The organism is Rathayibacter sp. PhB152, assembly GCF_003751395.1.
GTDB lineage: Bacteria > Actinomycetota > Actinomycetes > Actinomycetales > Microbacteriaceae > Rathayibacter > Rathayibacter festucae.
In genome coordinates, this window is sequence record NZ_RJUT01000011.1 from 38931 (window position 1) to 53098 (window position 14168).

The following is a 14168-nucleotide window of genomic DNA, read 5'->3' on the forward strand; positions in this document are numbered from 1 at the left end:
CGTGCACCTCACCGGACGCTCCGTCCTCGTCCTCCTCGTCGGCCTCGTGCCGGTCGTCCTGCTCGGACGCCGGGCCGAGGTCGCCTTCGCCGTGCTCGGGCTCTGGCTGCTGGTCTGGCTGATCCTGGTGGGCGTCGACCTCGCGGTGGCCGGCTCCGCGCGCGCGGTCGTGCTCGAGCGGCGGACCCCCGACCGGGTCCGCCTCGGCGAGCGCGCGGAGGCGACGCTGCTGATCACGAACACGGGACGGCGCCGCATCACCGGCGTCGTCCGCGACGCCTGGGAGCCTTCCGCCGGGGCTCTCGCGACCCGCTCGCCGCTGCGCCTGCCGCCCGGTGAGCGCCGCGCGGTCCGCACGGTCCTCGAGCCGCGCCGCCGCGGAGAGCGCCGGGCGCTGCACGCGACGATCCGCTCGAACGGCGTGCTCGGGCTGGCCGGCCGGCAGGCGACCCTCGCCGCGCCCGCGGTCGTCCGGGTGCTGCCGCCGTTCCGCTCCCGCCGCCACCTCCCCTCGCGCCTCGCCCGCCTCCGCGAGCTGGAGGGGCGCACCAGCGTGATGATCCGCGGTCAGGGCACCGAGTTCGACAGCCTGCGCGAGTACGTCCGCGGCGACGACGTCCGCTCGCTCGACTGGCGGGCCACCGCCCGGCGCCGCGAGCCCGTCGTCCGCACCTGGCGGCCCGAGCGGGACCGGCGGGTGGTGCTCGTGCTCGACACCGGCCGCACCTCGGCCGCCCGGATCGACGACGAGCCGCGCCTGGACACGGCGATCGAGGCGTCGCTGCTGCTGTCGGCACTGGCCGCCTCGGCCGGCGACCGCATCGACGTCCTCGCCTTCGACCGCGCCCGGCGCGCCCGCGTGCACGGCGCGACCGGCACGGAGGTGCTGAGCCGCGTGGTCGACGCGCTCGCCCCCGTGCAGCCGCAGCTGATCGAGACCGACTGGTCGGCCGTGCCGGGCCAGGTGCGCACCCTGGTCTCGCAGCGCTCGCTCGTCGTCCTGCTCACGGCGCTCGACTCCGTCGGCGCGGCGGAGGGGCTGCTCGCGGTGCTCCCGCAGCTCACGAGGCGGCACACCGTGGTCGTCGCCTGCGCGATCGACCCCGAGCTGGCCCGGATGGCCGCCGACCGCGGCGACCGCGGCGCGGTCTACGCGGCCGCGGCGGCGGAGCGCTCGCTCGCCGACGCGGACAGGCTGGCGGCCGCGGTGCGGCGGCTCGGCGGCGACGTGGTGCTCGCCTCTCCGGAGAAGCTGCCGCCCGCCCTCGCCGACCGCTACCTCGCGCTGAAGGCCACCGGCCGGCTCTGAGCCCGGACCTCGCGCTCAGCCCTCGCTGATGCTCCGCGAGCCGGCGTCGAAGCGGCCGAGGTCGCCCGTCTCCCCCGCCCGCACGGCCCGCCCGCCGAGCACCAGGAAGTAGGCGATGAAGCCGCCGAGCGCGAGCGCGCCGATGCCGATCTTCAGCCACCACGGCCACGGCGCAGGCGTCACGAAGCCCTCGATCACGCCCGAGACGAGCAGCACGAAGACCAGCCCGATCGCGACCGTGAACAGGCTCCGCGCGTCCTCCGCGAGCGCCTGCCCCCGGGTGCGCGGCCCGGGCGCGATCCAGGCCCAGAAGATCCGCAGCCCGGCCGCCGCGGCGACGAAGACCGCCGTCAGCTCGAGCAGGCCGTGCGGGAGGATGTAGAGGAAGAAGGTGTCGCCCTCGCCGACGTGGAACATCACGGCGACCGAGGTGCCGAGGTTCTGCGCGTTCTGCAGCAGGATGTACGGCACGTAGACGCCGACGATGCCGAAGGCGACGCACTGCGCCGCGATCCAGGCGTTGTTGGTCCACACCTGGCCGGCGAAGGACGCGGCCGGGTTCTCGGAGTAGTAGTCGACGAAGTCCTCCTGCGCGAAGCGGCGCAGCTGCTCGTCGTCGCCGAGCGCGGCGAGCAGGCGCGGGTCGCCGAGGATCCAGACCGCGAAGAGACCGGCGACCAGCACGGTCGCCAGCGCGACAGCCAGGGTCAGCCAGCGGATCCGGTACAGCGCGGCGGGGAACGAGACGACGGCGAAGCGGGCGACCGCGGCGAGCGGATCCTCGCGCGTCCCGGTCAGGCGGCCCCGCGCCCGCGAGAGCGAGACGGCCAGGCGCGTGCCCGCGGCGGTCGACCCCGCGGTCGAGGAGATCGCCGCGAGATCGGCGGAGGCGGACTGGTAGCGCTCCACGAGCTCGTCGGCCTCGCCGCCGGTCAGCCGGCGCTTGCGCGCGAGCTCGTCCAGGCGGGTCCACTGGCCGCCGCGCGCGGCCGAGAGAGCATCGATGTCCATCTGCTGAGATGATAGCCGGGGCCGACGATCGAGGGAGCTGCTGCATGTCCGACGACCGCGACGACGCCCGCTTCGACAGCGCCGGCTTCGACACGGCGGGCCTGGTCACCGGCGAGGCGATCGCCCTCGAGATCCCCGTCACCTCGTTCGTCCTGCGGGCCGCCGGCGCGATCATCGACCTCGTCGCGGAGTTCCTGCTCGCCCTCGGTCTCTTCTACCTGGTCTTCGTCCTGGCGGGGGAGGGCGGACTCGACCCCGCCGCCACGGCCGCCGTCGCGATCGCCGCGCTCGTCGTCTCGATCGTGCTCCTGCCCGTCGCCGTCGAGACCGCGACACGGGGGCGCTCGCTCGGCAAGCTCGCCGTCGGCGCCCGGGTCGTCCGCGACGACGGCGGCGCGATCGGCTTCCGCCACGCCCTCGTCCGGGGTCTCACCGGCGTGCTCGAGATCGTGATGACGGCAGGCGGGCTGGCCGCCGTGGTGGGCCTGCTCTCGCGCCGCTCGCGCCGGCTCGGCGACGTGCTCGCCGGCACGCACAGCCAGCTCGAGCGGGTTCCCGCCGCGCCTCCGCTCGTCGTCGAGGTCCCGGCCCCGCTCACCGGCTGGGCGGCGACCGCCGACGTGGCGCGGCTGCCCGACGCCCTGGCGCGCCGGCTCGCGCAGTTCCTCCGCCAGCGCACCGGGATGACCGAGCCCTCGCGCTCGCAGCTCGCCCGCTCGCTGGCGCAGGAGGCCGCCGCGTTCGTCTCGCCGCTGCCGGCTGCGCCCGCCGAGGACTTCCTGCTCGCGGTCGCCGCGCTGCGCCGCCGCCGCGAGGAGCGGGCGCTGGAGCTCGTCGACCGGCGGATGAGCCGGCTCGCGCCGGTGCTCGCGGACGCGCCGCGCGGCTTCCCGGTGCGCGAGGCGCCTCGGGCTCCGCGGGGCGCTCCGGCTGCATCGGGCGCTCCGGCTCCGCAGGACGCTCAGGCCGACGGCGGCTCGAGGTAGCGCACGGTCTCCCAGCCCCGGGGCACCAGCAGCCGCCGGTCGTGCTCGGCGCACAGGTCGTAGCCGTGCGGATCGGGCTCCGGGCTGAGCGGCCCGACCGCCACGAGCGAGTCCCGGTAGTCGTAGGTGAGCGTCACGACCGCGGGGAGGCTGCACCCGGTGCGCGAGCACTGCCGTCGGTCCATCGCGCCACAGTAGCAAGAGGCTCCGGGGCAATAAGCTGGTCCAATGCCCCGCGCACGCCGTTCCACCGCTCGTCAGTCGAGCTCGGTGCGCGGCGGCTCGCGCGACCGGCACGGCCGGGGCATCCGCGGCGCCGTGACCGGCCCGCACCTGCCGCCGCTGCAGACCCGCGCCGACTTCTTCGAGACCACCATCGGCTCCGCCTTCGACTACCTCCGCGACGCCTGGCCGGACGAGCTCGCGGGGATCCGGGTGGAGCTCGCCTCCACGCCCGACGTCGATCCGGCCCGGCTCGAGGGCACGGGCATCGCCCGCTGGCGGGTCGACCACGCCGCGCGACGGATCACGCTGTACCGCGTCCCGATCGAGCGGCTGGCGAAGCTGCACCGCCGCGACGAGTGGCACCAGCGGATGATGATCGAGAGCTACGTCTTCCGCGCGGTCGCCGAGCTGCTCGGCCGCGATCCGTGGGACATCTCGCCGGACCGGTTCCGGCACCACTGAGCGTCCGGCCCCACTGAGCCGGGCGGCGCCTCCGGGACGCCGCCGGCCGCTCAGTGCGAGTAGACGGTGACCGGGGAGGACAGCGGTCCGGGCGGCACGATCGCGTAGCCCGCGATGCGCCCCTCGTTCGCGATCGAGACGGACGCCTGCACCGGCTGGTCGCTGGTGACGACCACGGGGTCGACGCCGAGCTCGGCGGACACCGAGGCGAAGGGGCCGATGTCGAGGGTGCGGGTCCCGGTCTCTGACTCGAGCTGCACCGACGCCGAGGAGTCGCTGCCGTTCGCGAGGTGCAGGAGGGCTCCGGTCTCGCGGGTGTTGCCGACGCCGAAGGGCACGTCGGTCGCCGTCCCCGACACGAACCAGGCGAAGTCGGTGCCGGCGGTGCCGGTCGACGTCGTGCGGCCGGCAACGACGACGGGCTGATCGGAGGTGAGCGTGACGCGGTAGGAGCCGTCCGCGAGGCCGGAGAGGGGGACCTCGCCGACGCGACCGGCCGGGACGACGACCTGGGTCGAGGTGCCGATGCCGCTCGGGTCCTCGTTCGCGACCTCGATCGAGACCGTGCTGTCCGCCTCGCCGGGGGCGAGGATGCGCAGGACGGGGGTGCCGTCGCCTCCGGTGCCGTCGTCGCCCGCCGTGTCGGCCGGGGGCGACGCGACGGTGAAGCCGGAGATGACGGCGAGCGTGGACGGCGCGGCCGTGGGGCCGGTCGTCTCGACACCCTGCGGGGTCAGGCCGGAGATGACGCTGCTCTGGATGCTCGCCGCGATCTCGCCGCCGCGCGCGGTCATCCGGACGACCGGCTGGAGCACGTCGGGGGCGAGCCCGGCCAGCGGGAGGGCTCGGACGGTGCCGGCGGGGACGACGATGCCGGTCGCCCCGGTCGCCGGGACGACGCCGTTCTCGCCGTAGAGGGCGAGGTCGACCGTCGCCGCCACCTCGCTGGCGTTCGCGAGGACGAGGGTGGAGGTCCGGCCGACGTCGGTCGATCCGGCGACGAGCCAGCTGTCGGCGGACGGCTCGGCGCAGCCGAGTGCCGAGAGGCCGAACAGCTCCTCCGTCGCGATGGACTGGGTCGTCACGCCGCCGGGCGTCGGATCGGACTCGGCGGGGACGTCGACCCGGGTGATCCCGGTGCCCGGGGAGGCCACGTCGGCCTCCTCGAGCGCCGAGGCGTCGCCCGTCGCGTCCTGCGGCCAGAGCGAGCTGCCCGACTCGCCGAGGGCGCTGAGCTCCTCGGGGTCGCTCGCGTCGATCAGGTCGCCCGCGCAGACGAGCGCTCCGTCGGCCGCCACGGGGGTGACCACGACGCCGTCGGCGGCCCGGCTGGCGAGCGGCCCGGGGAGGATCTGGGGCAGGACGACCGCGGCGCCCGCGAGGGCGAGCCCCGCGACGCCGGCGGCGGTGCGGAGCGCGGTCCTGCGGCGGCGAGCGGCCGAGACGGCCCGGTCGCGCTTCGGAGCGGCTGCGGGGGCGTCCCGGCCGGGCTTCGCGGCGGAGCGCTCGGCACGCCGCTCGGCACGCGAGGGGCGGGGCGGGGTCGGCGTCATGCGCTTCTCCTGGTCGGCGGGATCAGGCACGGGGCGGCCGGGCGCGGGCGACTCGGCCTCGGGGCGAGCGGGCACCGCGGGATCGGGCACGGAGCGATCGGGGACGGACGGATCGGGCACGGACGGATCAGGCATCGTCGGTCCCGTCGTCGAACTGGCCGGTGGCCTCGCCCGGCTCGTCGTCGATCCCCGCGACCGCGGCTCCCGAGCGGGAGCGCTCGAGCGAGAGGCCGGTGGGGACGGCCAGCAGGAACGCGACCAGGAAGACGATGAGCAGCGCGATCGTGTAGGCCACGCCGAACGGGCCGACGACGCCCTGCGGCGCCGCGTCGATGCGGGTGCCCTCGGTGTCGACGGCGGTCCAGAGCAGGCCGTACTGGGTGTCGCCGACGGCGGAGAACGCGGCGTTCCCGTCCAGCGAGACCGCGGCGCGGGCACTGACGGCCGAGGCCGCGTCGCCGGCGTCGGCGCTGGCCGGCGGGGCGAGCACGACGAAGCGGACGCCGAGGTCCTGCAGCGCCGTTCCGACCTCGTAGCCGGTGCGCGAGACGAGGTTGCCCGCGAGCTCGTCGATCGCGTCGGTCTGCTCGGTGCCGGTGGCGGCGAGGGTCGACTGCTGATCGAGGGTCGCGCCCGCGCCGCGCTCGAGCCGCGCGAGGATCCCGCCGTCCGACTGCGGGACGAGCACGATCGTGCCCACCCGCGGCTCGTTCTGCGCCTCCGCCGCGACGTACGCCGGCAGCGAGCGATCGGAGCCGGCGGTCGTCACGGTCCCGCCGCCCATCGGGAACAGCACCGCCAGCGGAGCGACCGCCACGACCGCGGCGGCCGTGACGACCAGAGCCGGGACGACCCGGTAGGACGGCAGCGCGGCGACCGAGAGCGAGAAGCCGACGACCAGGCCGAGCCAGTACAGGCTGAGGCCCGTGCCGCTCCAGACGGCGACCGCCTCGGACCCGGTGGTCACCACCTGGACGTCCTGGGCGAGCGCGGCGGTCAGCAGACCGGCGGCGGCCACGCCCACTCCGCCGAGGGCGGAGAGGTTGTTCGGCAGCAGCAGCGCCGCGAGCGCCGAGATGACCAGCGGCAGCACGAGCACCGCGGTCGCGAGACCGGCCGCGGAAGCGGAGACGCCCAGACCGCCCAGGAGCTCCAGCCAGCCGGTCGTGAAGCCCGAGGGGAAGCCGGCGACGAGCGAGAAGAAGTCGACCACGCCGGTCGGCAGCGGCACGCCCGGGTCGGCGAGGATCGCGAACCACTCGCCCCGCTGGGCGTGCGCGACGATGATCGGGAAGAGCAGCGCGAGAGCCGGGATCGGCAGTCCGGCGAAGCGGCCGATCCGGCGACCGGACGTGGCGAGCACGACGATCCAGATCACGGCGAGCGGGATCGCGAGCACCGGCGCGCAGGCGACGACGGCGGCGGCCAGGATCGAGGCGGTCGCCGAGGACGACCACGAGCGGTAGGCGCCGAATCCGGCGAAGAAGAGCCAGGGCAGCAGGACGTGCACCAGGATCGCGGCCGGGCGGCCCTCGGACTGCGCGGCGAAGAAGGCCGGCGCGAGCAGGTAGACGAAGGCGCCGGCGCCGCGGGCGATCGGCCGCGCGGTGAGGCGGGCGATCATCATCCACGCGCCCATCGTCGCGAGCGGCAGAGCCGTGAGGTAGAGGAGGACGATCGAGAAGCTCGGCGCCCAGAAGGTGAGCGAGCCGAGCACGGCGAGCACGGCGGCGAACGGGTCCGCGGCGCCGATGAAGCCGGAGCCGAGGTCGCGCCAGCCGTACGCGGCGTTCCGCCACAGCTCGCCGACCGACGGCGAGAGGGTGAGCAGACCACCGCCGCCCATGGCGGTGGCCGCGAGCAGGCGCGCGTAGACGATCAGCCCGGCGATCGCGGCGACCAGGACGATCCAGACGCCGCCGCCCTGGAAGAAGTGCAGCGGGTGGCGCTCGCGGCTGGCCTGCACCCGGACGGCGTCGTGCCGGACCGAGCGGAGCTGGCGGACCACGTCGAGCGGGATGCGCAGCGGCGCGATGGCCTTCCAGCCGACGTTCTTCGACGAGCGGAGCACGCGCCTGGCGTGGAAGACCTTGGTGCCGCCGAAGGCGACGACGAAGGCCGCGAGCAGCTCGCCGCCGACGAGGCCGGGCTGCTTGCGCAGGAGCCGGACGGCCGCGCGGCCGACGGCGAGCGGCACGAGCGAGAGCCAGTGCAGGACGAGCAGCGCCACCGGGGCGTAGGCGAGGCGGCGGTGCAGCTGCGCGGTGCGGTGCTGGCGGGCGCGGCGGCGCTCCCCGCTGTCGATCCGGCGGCCGTCGGGGCGCTGGAGGCCGATACGCGCAGTGGTGACCCGGGCGTCGGGGACGCGGCTGACCCGGTGGCCGGCGAGGCGGGTGCGGATCGAGAAGTCGAGGGCGTCGTCGACCACGGGCAGCCCGGGGTCGAAGCCGCCCAGCTCCTCCCAGAGCGCGTGCCGCACCAGCATGCCGCCGGCGGCGACGGCGAGCACGTCGGGCGTGGCGTCGTGCTGGCCCTGGTCGAGCTCGTCCTCGACGAGGTGGACGGTGGTGCCGTAGTTGGTGATCGACTCGCCGTAGCTGCGGATGTAGCCGGAGCGGGTCCAGTCCATGACCTTCGGCCCGGCGACCGCGACGGAGGGCGCGACCTCGACCGCGCCGAGGAGCGCGGCGAGCGCACCCGGCTCAGGGGCGGAGTCGGCGGCGAGCAGCCACAGCCACTCGTCCTCCCCCGTCGGCGCCTGCATGACGCGCACGGCGCGGGCGACGGCCTGGCCGAACGGGAGGTTCTCGGCGACCTGGACGAACTGCGTCGGACCCCAGCCGGAGAGGAGCTCCCCGGTCGCGTCCTTCGAGCCGCCGTCGACGAACACGGTCGCATCGGGCTGCCGGGTCTGGGCCCGCAGCGCCGCGAGGGTGCGTTCCAGGTAGGCCGCGCCGTTGTGGGCGACCAGGACGGCGGTTACTCGGGGATACATCGCGGACCACCCTAAGCGATGGGCGCGCGGCGCCCCGCGGCGGCTCGCCGCCCCCGGTGAGCGGCGGTCGTCACGCCCGACGGCGCAGCTTGCGGCGCTCGCGCTCGGAGAGGCCGCCCCAGATGCCGAAGCGCTCGTCGTTCTCGAGCGCGTACTCGAGGCACTGCGCCCGGACCTCGCACGAGGTGCAGATCTTCTTCGCGTCGCGCGTGGATCCGCCCTTCTCGGGGAAGAACGCCTCCGGGTCGGTCTGCGCGCAGAGCGAGTCGACCTGCCAGGAGAGGGCGCCGCCGGGCGCCTCGCTGCCCGAGTCGATGCCCTGGCGGACGCCGGGGACGCCGAGGCGGACGGGATCGACGAACCAGTCCTCGGGGACCGCGCTCATGCCGGAGGCCCGGTCGCTGCCGGGGCCTGCGTCGTCTCCGAAGCCTCTGTCGGTTCCGAAGCCTCTGTCGCTGCCAGAGACGCTGTCGGGAATCGCCATACCGTCTCCTACCCCGCCCGCGAACATGATCGGCGACCGGCTCCTCCCGGAGGGTGGGCCGCCTCAGTAATTACACCGGTGTCATTCGCTGAGGTCAAGTCGCGGACCATAAACCCTCAACCCGCCGTGGAGGGTTCACGACACACCGGCGTGTCGCGACCGTGTCGAAGCTCCCGGCCGGCGTCAGGACCCCGCGGCGCTCCGGGCGCGCCAGGCGCTCTCCACCATCTCGGCGACGGTGTGGCGCATCTCCCAGCCGAGGTCGCGGGCGGCGGTCTCCCCCGACGCGACGATGCGGGGCGGGTCGCCCGGGCGGCGCGGCGCGACCTCCGGGGTGAAGGCGATGCCGGTGCTGTCGGCGATCGCGGTCATGATCTCGCCGACCGAGGCGCCGGTTCCGCTGCCCAGGTTGTAGACGGGCTCGATCGGCTCGCCGGCGGCCAGGCGGCGGGCCGCCGCGACGTGCGCGAGCGCGAGATCGGCGACGTGGATGTAGTCGCGGACGCAGGTGCCGTCCGGAGTGGGGTAGTCGTCGCCGTTGATGCGCGGCGTCCGGCCGGCCAGGAGCGCCTCGAACACCAGCGGGAAGAGGTTGTGCGGGCTGGTGTCGTAGACGTCCGGGTAGCCGGAGCCGACGACGTTGAAGTAGCGGAGCGACGCGTGGCGCACCCCGTGCGCGCGGCCGGCGTCGGCGAGCAGCCACTCGCCGATCAGCTTCGACTCGCCGTAGGGCGACTCGGGGCTCTTCGGGGTGCTCTCGGTGACGAGCTCGACGTCGACCGCGCCGTACACCGCGGCGCTGGAGGAGAAGACGATCGAGCGGACGCCGGCGCGCTCCATCGCGGCGAGCACGCGCATCGTGCCGGTGACGTTCTGCTCGTAGGTGTGCAGCGGGCGCTGCACCGAGACTCCCGCGTACTTGAAGCCGGCGACGTGCACGACGCCCTCGATGTCGTGCTGCGCGAAGACCTCGTCCAGCAGCGCCTCGTCGAGGATCGAGCCGCGGTGGAACGGCACGCCCTCGGGGACGAAGCCCTCGTGGCCGGACGACAGATCGTCGAGGACGACGGGGTCGATGCCCTGCTCGGCGAACGCGCGCACCACGTGCGCTCCGATGTACCCGGCTCCCCCGGTGACCAGCCATGCCATGTGGATCCTCCTCGATGACGGGCGCCGCGCGCGCACCGACGCAACCCTAGCGGCGGGGCGGCGCGGCGCAGGTGGCGGGATCTCGCGGTGTCGCGATATCCTGCCGTCGTGCTCCGCTCCGTCGCCGTCCTCGCCCTGCCCGGGGTCGCCCCGTTCGAGTTCGGCGTGGTCTGCGAGGTGTTCGGGGTCGACCGTCGCGACCACGGCGGCCCGGTGTTCGACTTCCGGATCGCGACCGCGGATCCGGGGCCGGTGCGCACCTCGCTCGGCTTCGAGCTGATGATCGCCGACGGCCTCGAGGCGGCCGAGGACGCCGACCTGATCGCGGTGCCGGCGCATCCGCTCGGCCCCGCCGACGAGCGCGTGCTCGCCCTGCTGCGCCGCGCCCACGAGCGCGGGGCGTGGATCGTGAGCGTCTGCAGCGGCGCCTTCGTGCTGGCCGAGGCGGGACTGCTCGACGGGCGGCGGGCGACGACGCACTGGATGCACGCCGACGAGCTCGCCCGGCGCCACCCGGCGGTCGAGGTCGACCCGGACGTCCTGTTCGTGCAGGAGGGGCGGATCGTCACGGGCGCCGGGACGGCGGCCGGGATCGACGCGTGCCTGCACATCGTCCGCGAGGAGCTCGGCGCCGCGGCCGCGAACGTCGTCGCGCGCCGCATGGTGGTGCCGCCGCAGCGCGACGGCGGCCAGGCGCAGTTCATCCCGACGCCGATCCCGGAGGCGCGCGCGGACTCGCTCGCCGACGTCACCGAGTGGATGCTGCGCCACCTCGACGAGGAGCTCAGCGTCGACGTCCTCGCGCGGCGAGCGCTGATGTCGCCGCGCACCTTCGCCCGCCGCTTCCGCGCCGACCTGGGCACCACGCCGCTGGCCTGGCTGAACCGCCAGCGGCTCCTCCGCGCCCAGCAGCTGCTGGAGGAGTCCGACCTCACCCTCGAGGCGATCGCCGCCCGCGTCGGCTTCGGCACCGCCGCCGTCCTCCGCCACCACTTCGCCCGCGTGCTGCAGACGACGCCCGCCGCCTACCGCCGCACCTTCGCGACGGCGGCCGCGGCCGCCTCCTGACCGGCGCGATCGCCGACGTCTCCCTGCTCGGAGTACACCGTGCTGCGCGTGTGCTCCGCGCGCCGAGCGGAATCATGCTGATCGAGTAGCCCGCGCAGCGGGCGTATCGAGATCCACCGCTGCAAGAACGGCGGGCTGACGGAGGTGGGTCTCGATACGCGCTGCGCGCTACTCGACCAGCATGGTGCGCCCCGCGGGCTGCTCGAACGGCAGGCAGGCCGTCAGACCGTGGCGACGAAGAGGGTGCCGCGGCCGGTGACCGAGAGGGCGTGCTCCGACGGCGTCACGTAGACGCTGCCGCCGCGCTCGACCTCGACCGAGCCCTCGGCGCCGTGGACGGTGAAGGAGCCGGCCGTGGCGATCGCGATGGCCGGACCGTCGAGCTCGACGCGCACCGGCTCGTCCGAGGCCGGCTCGACGACGGCGAGCAGGAAGTCCGGCACGTCCGGCCGGTAGACGCGCAGCCCGGGCGCGGGCTCCTCGGCCGGCAGATACGGCACCGGCAGCGGTGAGAACTCGAGCACGCTGACCAGCTCGGGCACGTCGATGTGCTTGGGCGTCAGCCCGCCGCGCAGGACGTTGTCGGAGGCGGCCATCAGCTCGACCCCCGTCCCCGCGAGGTAGGCGTGGATGTTGCCGGCGGGCAGGTAGAGCACCTCGCCGCGGGCGAGCCGCACGCGGTTGAGCAGCAGCGAGAGCACGACGCCCGGGTCGCCCGGGTAGGCCTCGGCGAGAGCGCGCACCGTCTCGGTCTCGAGACGGTCGTCGCCCTCCGACGCTTCCACCACCGCGGCGATCAGGGCCGCGACCTCCGCGCGGTCGCCGTCGGCGAGCAGCCAGGAGACGGCCCGCCGCAGGACGACCGACGGCTCGCCCTCGAGCTCGCCGGCGAAGCGCGCGATCGCCGCCGCCCCCTCCCCCGCGGCACGGCCGGCCAGCTCCGCGAGCAGCGCCCGGGTGCCGTCGAGCTCGCGGAAGCCGCAGAGCGCGTCGAAGCTCTCGGTGAGCGCGTAGATCAGCTCGGGCTTGTGGAACGGGTCCTTGTAGTTGCGCTCGGCCGCGTCGCGCGGGACGCCGGCCTCGTCCTCCTCGACGAAGCGGCGCTGCGCCGTCTCCGACGACGGGTGCGCCTGCAGCGACAACGGCGCTCCCGCCGCGAGGATCTTCAGCAGGAACGGCAGCCGCGGCGCACCGGACACGGGGTCGACCGAGCCGGCGACTCCGGCGAGCGCCGTCTCCGGCTCGCGGGCGATCCACTCGGCGAGGGTCGACGCGCCGACGGAGGCGGGGTCGAGGATGCGGGCCGGCGAGCCCGGGTGCGCGCCGAGCCAGAGCTCCGCCTCGGGTCGGCCGGACGGCGCGGTGCCGAGGGCGTCCGAGATGCCGGTGAGCGAGCCCCAGGCGTAGTCGCGGGGGGTGTTGCCGATCGGGATGAACACGGCGGAGGCCTTCCGTTCCGGGGCGGGCTGCGAGGCGGGATGCGGGGCTGCGCCGTCCGGACCCTGCCGGGGCGGCCCGGGCCCGACGCTAGCAGGATCTACAAGAGCGGCCCCGGAGGACCGGCCGCCGCTTGGCGCCGATCGCCAGCGTCCGCGCCGGCCGTCCGCCCCCTTCGTACGCTGGAGGAAGCCGCACCGCCGCCGCTCCTGCGGGCCGAGTCGCTGCGCGCCCGAGCGATGGAGCGATGAACCATGGACAGCACGACCTTCGAACTGCTCACCGCCGACTTCTACGGCTTCGAGTCGCGGCTCACCCCCGCCGAGAAGGAGCTCCTCGTGGGCGTCCGCGCGTTCCTCGAGGAGCAGGTCCGCCCGATCGCCGACGAGTACTGGGAGCGCGCCGAGTTCCCGCGGCAGCTCATCCCCGGGATCCACGCCACCGGCGTGATCGGCCTCTCCTGGCCCGAGACGCGGACGATCGAGAACTCGTCGGTGTTCCGCGGCTGGGTCGCCCTCGAGTTCGGCCGGGTCGACGCGAGCATCGCCACCTACGTCGGCGTGCAGAACGGCTTGGTGATGGGGACCGTCGGCGTCGCCGGCTCCGAGGAGCAGCGGGCCGAGTGGCTGCCGAAGCTCGCCTCGGGCGAGGTGATCGGCGCCTTCGGCCTCACCGAGCCGCACTCCGGCTCCGACTCCGCGCAGGGCCTGCGCACCACGGCCCGCCGCGAAGGCGACACCTGGATCCTCGACGGCGAGAAGCGCTGGATCGGGAACGCGACCTTCAGCGACATCACCGTGATCTGGGCGAAGGACGTCGCCGACGGCCAGGTGAAGGGCTTCCTCGTCCCCACGAGCACCCCGGGCTATCGCGCCACGGCCATCGCCCGCAAGCAGAGCCTGCGCACCGTGCAGAACGCCGACATCGTGCTCGAGGGCGTCCGCGTGCCGGAGTCGCTGCGCCTGCAGGGCGCGAACTCGTTCCGCGACACGGCGAAGGTCCTCCGCCTGACCCGCGCCGAGGTCGCCTGGCAGGCGATCGGCGTCGCGATCGGCGCCTACGACGCCGCCCTGCGCTACGCCCGCGAGCGCGTCCAGTTCGGCAAGCCGCTGGTCGGGCACCAGCTGGTGCAGGACCTGCTGGTGAAGAGCATCGGCAACATCACCGCGAGCATCGCCCTGGCCACCCGGGTCTCCGAGATGCTCGACGCGGGCGAGCAGCGCGACGAGCACTCCGCGCTCGCGAAGGCGTACACGACGGCGCGGATGCGCGAGACGGTCGCCTGGTGCCGCGAGGTGATGGGCGGCAACGGCATCGTCCTCGACTACGGCGTCGCCCGGTTCTTCGCCGACGCGGAGGCCCTGTACTCCTACGAGGGCACCCGGGAGATGAACACCCTGATCGTCGGACGCGCGATCACGGGCAGCGCGGCGTTCGTTTGAGGCGCAGCCCGCCCGCTCGCCGGCCGCCCGCTCCCTAGACTGTTCGC

12 protein-coding genes are annotated in these 14168 nt (G+C 74.9%); 5 read left to right on the forward strand and 7 right to left on the reverse strand.

The window, feature by feature from the left end:
- Position 1 precedes the first annotated feature (1 nt).
- Complete coding sequence (locus EDF36_RS19805; RefSeq protein WP_123734331.1) at positions 2-1309, forward strand: DUF58 domain-containing protein; 1308 nt, start codon at positions 2-4, stop codon at positions 1307-1309.
- Between the two features lie 15 nt (positions 1310-1324).
- Here EDF36_RS19805 and EDF36_RS19810 read toward each other — a convergent pair whose 3' ends face one another.
- A complete protein-coding gene (locus EDF36_RS19810; RefSeq protein ID WP_123734332.1) occupies positions 1325-2320 on the reverse strand; it encodes a stage II sporulation protein M in 996 nt (331 codons plus the stop codon).
- A gap of 44 nt (positions 2321-2364) precedes the next feature.
- On the opposite strand from EDF36_RS19810, the gene EDF36_RS19815 reads away from it, so the two are divergent.
- Entirely contained in the window at positions 2365-3306 is a 942-nt protein-coding gene (locus EDF36_RS19815; protein WP_123734333.1) for an RDD family protein, read from the forward strand.
- On the opposite strand, the gene EDF36_RS19820 is transcribed toward EDF36_RS19815, so the two are convergent.
- Positions 3282-3491: a DUF3499 family protein gene (locus EDF36_RS19820; RefSeq protein WP_123734334.1), complete on the reverse strand. Its 210-nt coding sequence runs from the start codon at positions 3489-3491 to the stop codon at positions 3282-3284. The genes EDF36_RS19815 and EDF36_RS19820 overlap by 25 nt on opposite strands.
- A gap of 43 nt (positions 3492-3534) precedes the next feature.
- Here EDF36_RS19820 and EDF36_RS19825 point away from each other — a divergent pair, with 43 nt between their 5' ends.
- Complete coding sequence (locus EDF36_RS19825; RefSeq protein WP_123734335.1) at positions 3535-3993, forward strand: metallopeptidase family protein; 459 nt, start codon at positions 3535-3537, stop codon at positions 3991-3993.
- Between the two features lie 50 nt (positions 3994-4043).
- Here EDF36_RS19825 and EDF36_RS19830 read toward each other — a convergent pair whose 3' ends face one another.
- From EDF36_RS19830 to galE, 4 genes are all read right to left on the reverse strand, one after another.
- Positions 4044-5546, reverse strand: a complete 1503-nt coding sequence (locus EDF36_RS19830; protein WP_148060108.1) for a DUF5719 family protein — start codon at positions 5544-5546, stop codon at positions 4044-4046.
- A gap of 127 nt (positions 5547-5673) precedes the next feature.
- Entirely contained in the window at positions 5674-8541 is a 2868-nt protein-coding gene (locus EDF36_RS19835; RefSeq protein ID WP_123734337.1) for a glycosyltransferase family 2 protein, read from the reverse strand.
- Positions 8542-8611: 70 nt separating this feature from the next.
- Positions 8612-8926, reverse strand: coding sequence for a WhiB family transcriptional regulator (locus EDF36_RS19840; protein WP_123444423.1), 315 nt, complete (start codon positions 8924-8926; stop codon positions 8612-8614).
- A gap of 282 nt (positions 8927-9208) precedes the next feature.
- Positions 9209-10174: a UDP-glucose 4-epimerase GalE gene (gene galE / locus EDF36_RS19845; RefSeq protein WP_123444382.1), complete on the reverse strand. Its 966-nt coding sequence runs from the start codon at positions 10172-10174 to the stop codon at positions 9209-9211.
- Positions 10175-10282: 108 nt separating this feature from the next.
- Here galE and EDF36_RS19850 point away from each other — a divergent pair, with 108 nt between their 5' ends.
- The gene (locus tag EDF36_RS19850) at positions 10283-11242 is read left to right on the forward strand and encodes a GlxA family transcriptional regulator (RefSeq protein WP_123734338.1); all 960 of its coding nucleotides are present in this window, start codon (positions 10283-10285) and stop codon (positions 11240-11242) included.
- A gap of 221 nt (positions 11243-11463) precedes the next feature.
- On the opposite strand, the gene manA is transcribed toward EDF36_RS19850, so the two are convergent.
- On the reverse strand, positions 11464-12681 hold the full coding sequence (gene manA, locus EDF36_RS19855; protein WP_123734339.1) for a mannose-6-phosphate isomerase, class I: 1218 nt from the start codon (positions 12679-12681) through the stop codon (positions 11464-11466).
- 252 nt (positions 12682-12933) lie between these two features.
- Here manA and EDF36_RS19860 point away from each other — a divergent pair, with 252 nt between their 5' ends.
- Complete coding sequence (locus EDF36_RS19860) at positions 12934-14121, forward strand: acyl-CoA dehydrogenase family protein (protein WP_123734340.1); 1188 nt, start codon at positions 12934-12936, stop codon at positions 14119-14121.
- Positions 14122-14168: the final 47 nt, after the last annotated feature.

Coding starts and splice junctions, on each gene's coding strand:
- EDF36_RS19835 (WP_123734337.1), bottom strand. CDS start 8,541: ATGTATCCCCGAGTAACCGCCGTCCTGGTCGCCCACAACGGCGCGGCC.
- EDF36_RS19825 (WP_123734335.1), top strand. CDS start 3,535: ATGCCCCGCGCACGCCGTTCCACCGCTCGTCAGTCGAGCTCGGTGCGC.
- EDF36_RS19820 (WP_123734334.1), bottom strand. CDS start 3,491: ATGGACCGACGGCAGTGCTCGCGCACCGGGTGCAGCCTCCCCGCGGTC.
- galE (WP_123444382.1), bottom strand. CDS start 10,174: ATGGCATGGCTGGTCACCGGGGGAGCCGGGTACATCGGAGCGCACGTG.
- EDF36_RS19830 (WP_148060108.1), bottom strand. CDS start 5,546: ATGACGCCGACCCCGCCCCGCCCCTCGCGTGCCGAGCGGCGTGCCGAG.
- EDF36_RS19815 (WP_123734333.1), top strand. CDS start 2,365: ATGTCCGACGACCGCGACGACGCCCGCTTCGACAGCGCCGGCTTCGAC.
- EDF36_RS19860 (WP_123734340.1), top strand. CDS start 12,934: ATGGACAGCACGACCTTCGAACTGCTCACCGCCGACTTCTACGGCTTC.
- EDF36_RS19810 (WP_123734332.1), bottom strand. CDS start 2,320: ATGGACATCGATGCTCTCTCGGCCGCGCGCGGCGGCCAGTGGACCCGC.
- EDF36_RS19840 (WP_123444423.1), bottom strand. CDS start 8,926: ATGAGCGCGGTCCCCGAGGACTGGTTCGTCGATCCCGTCCGCCTCGGC.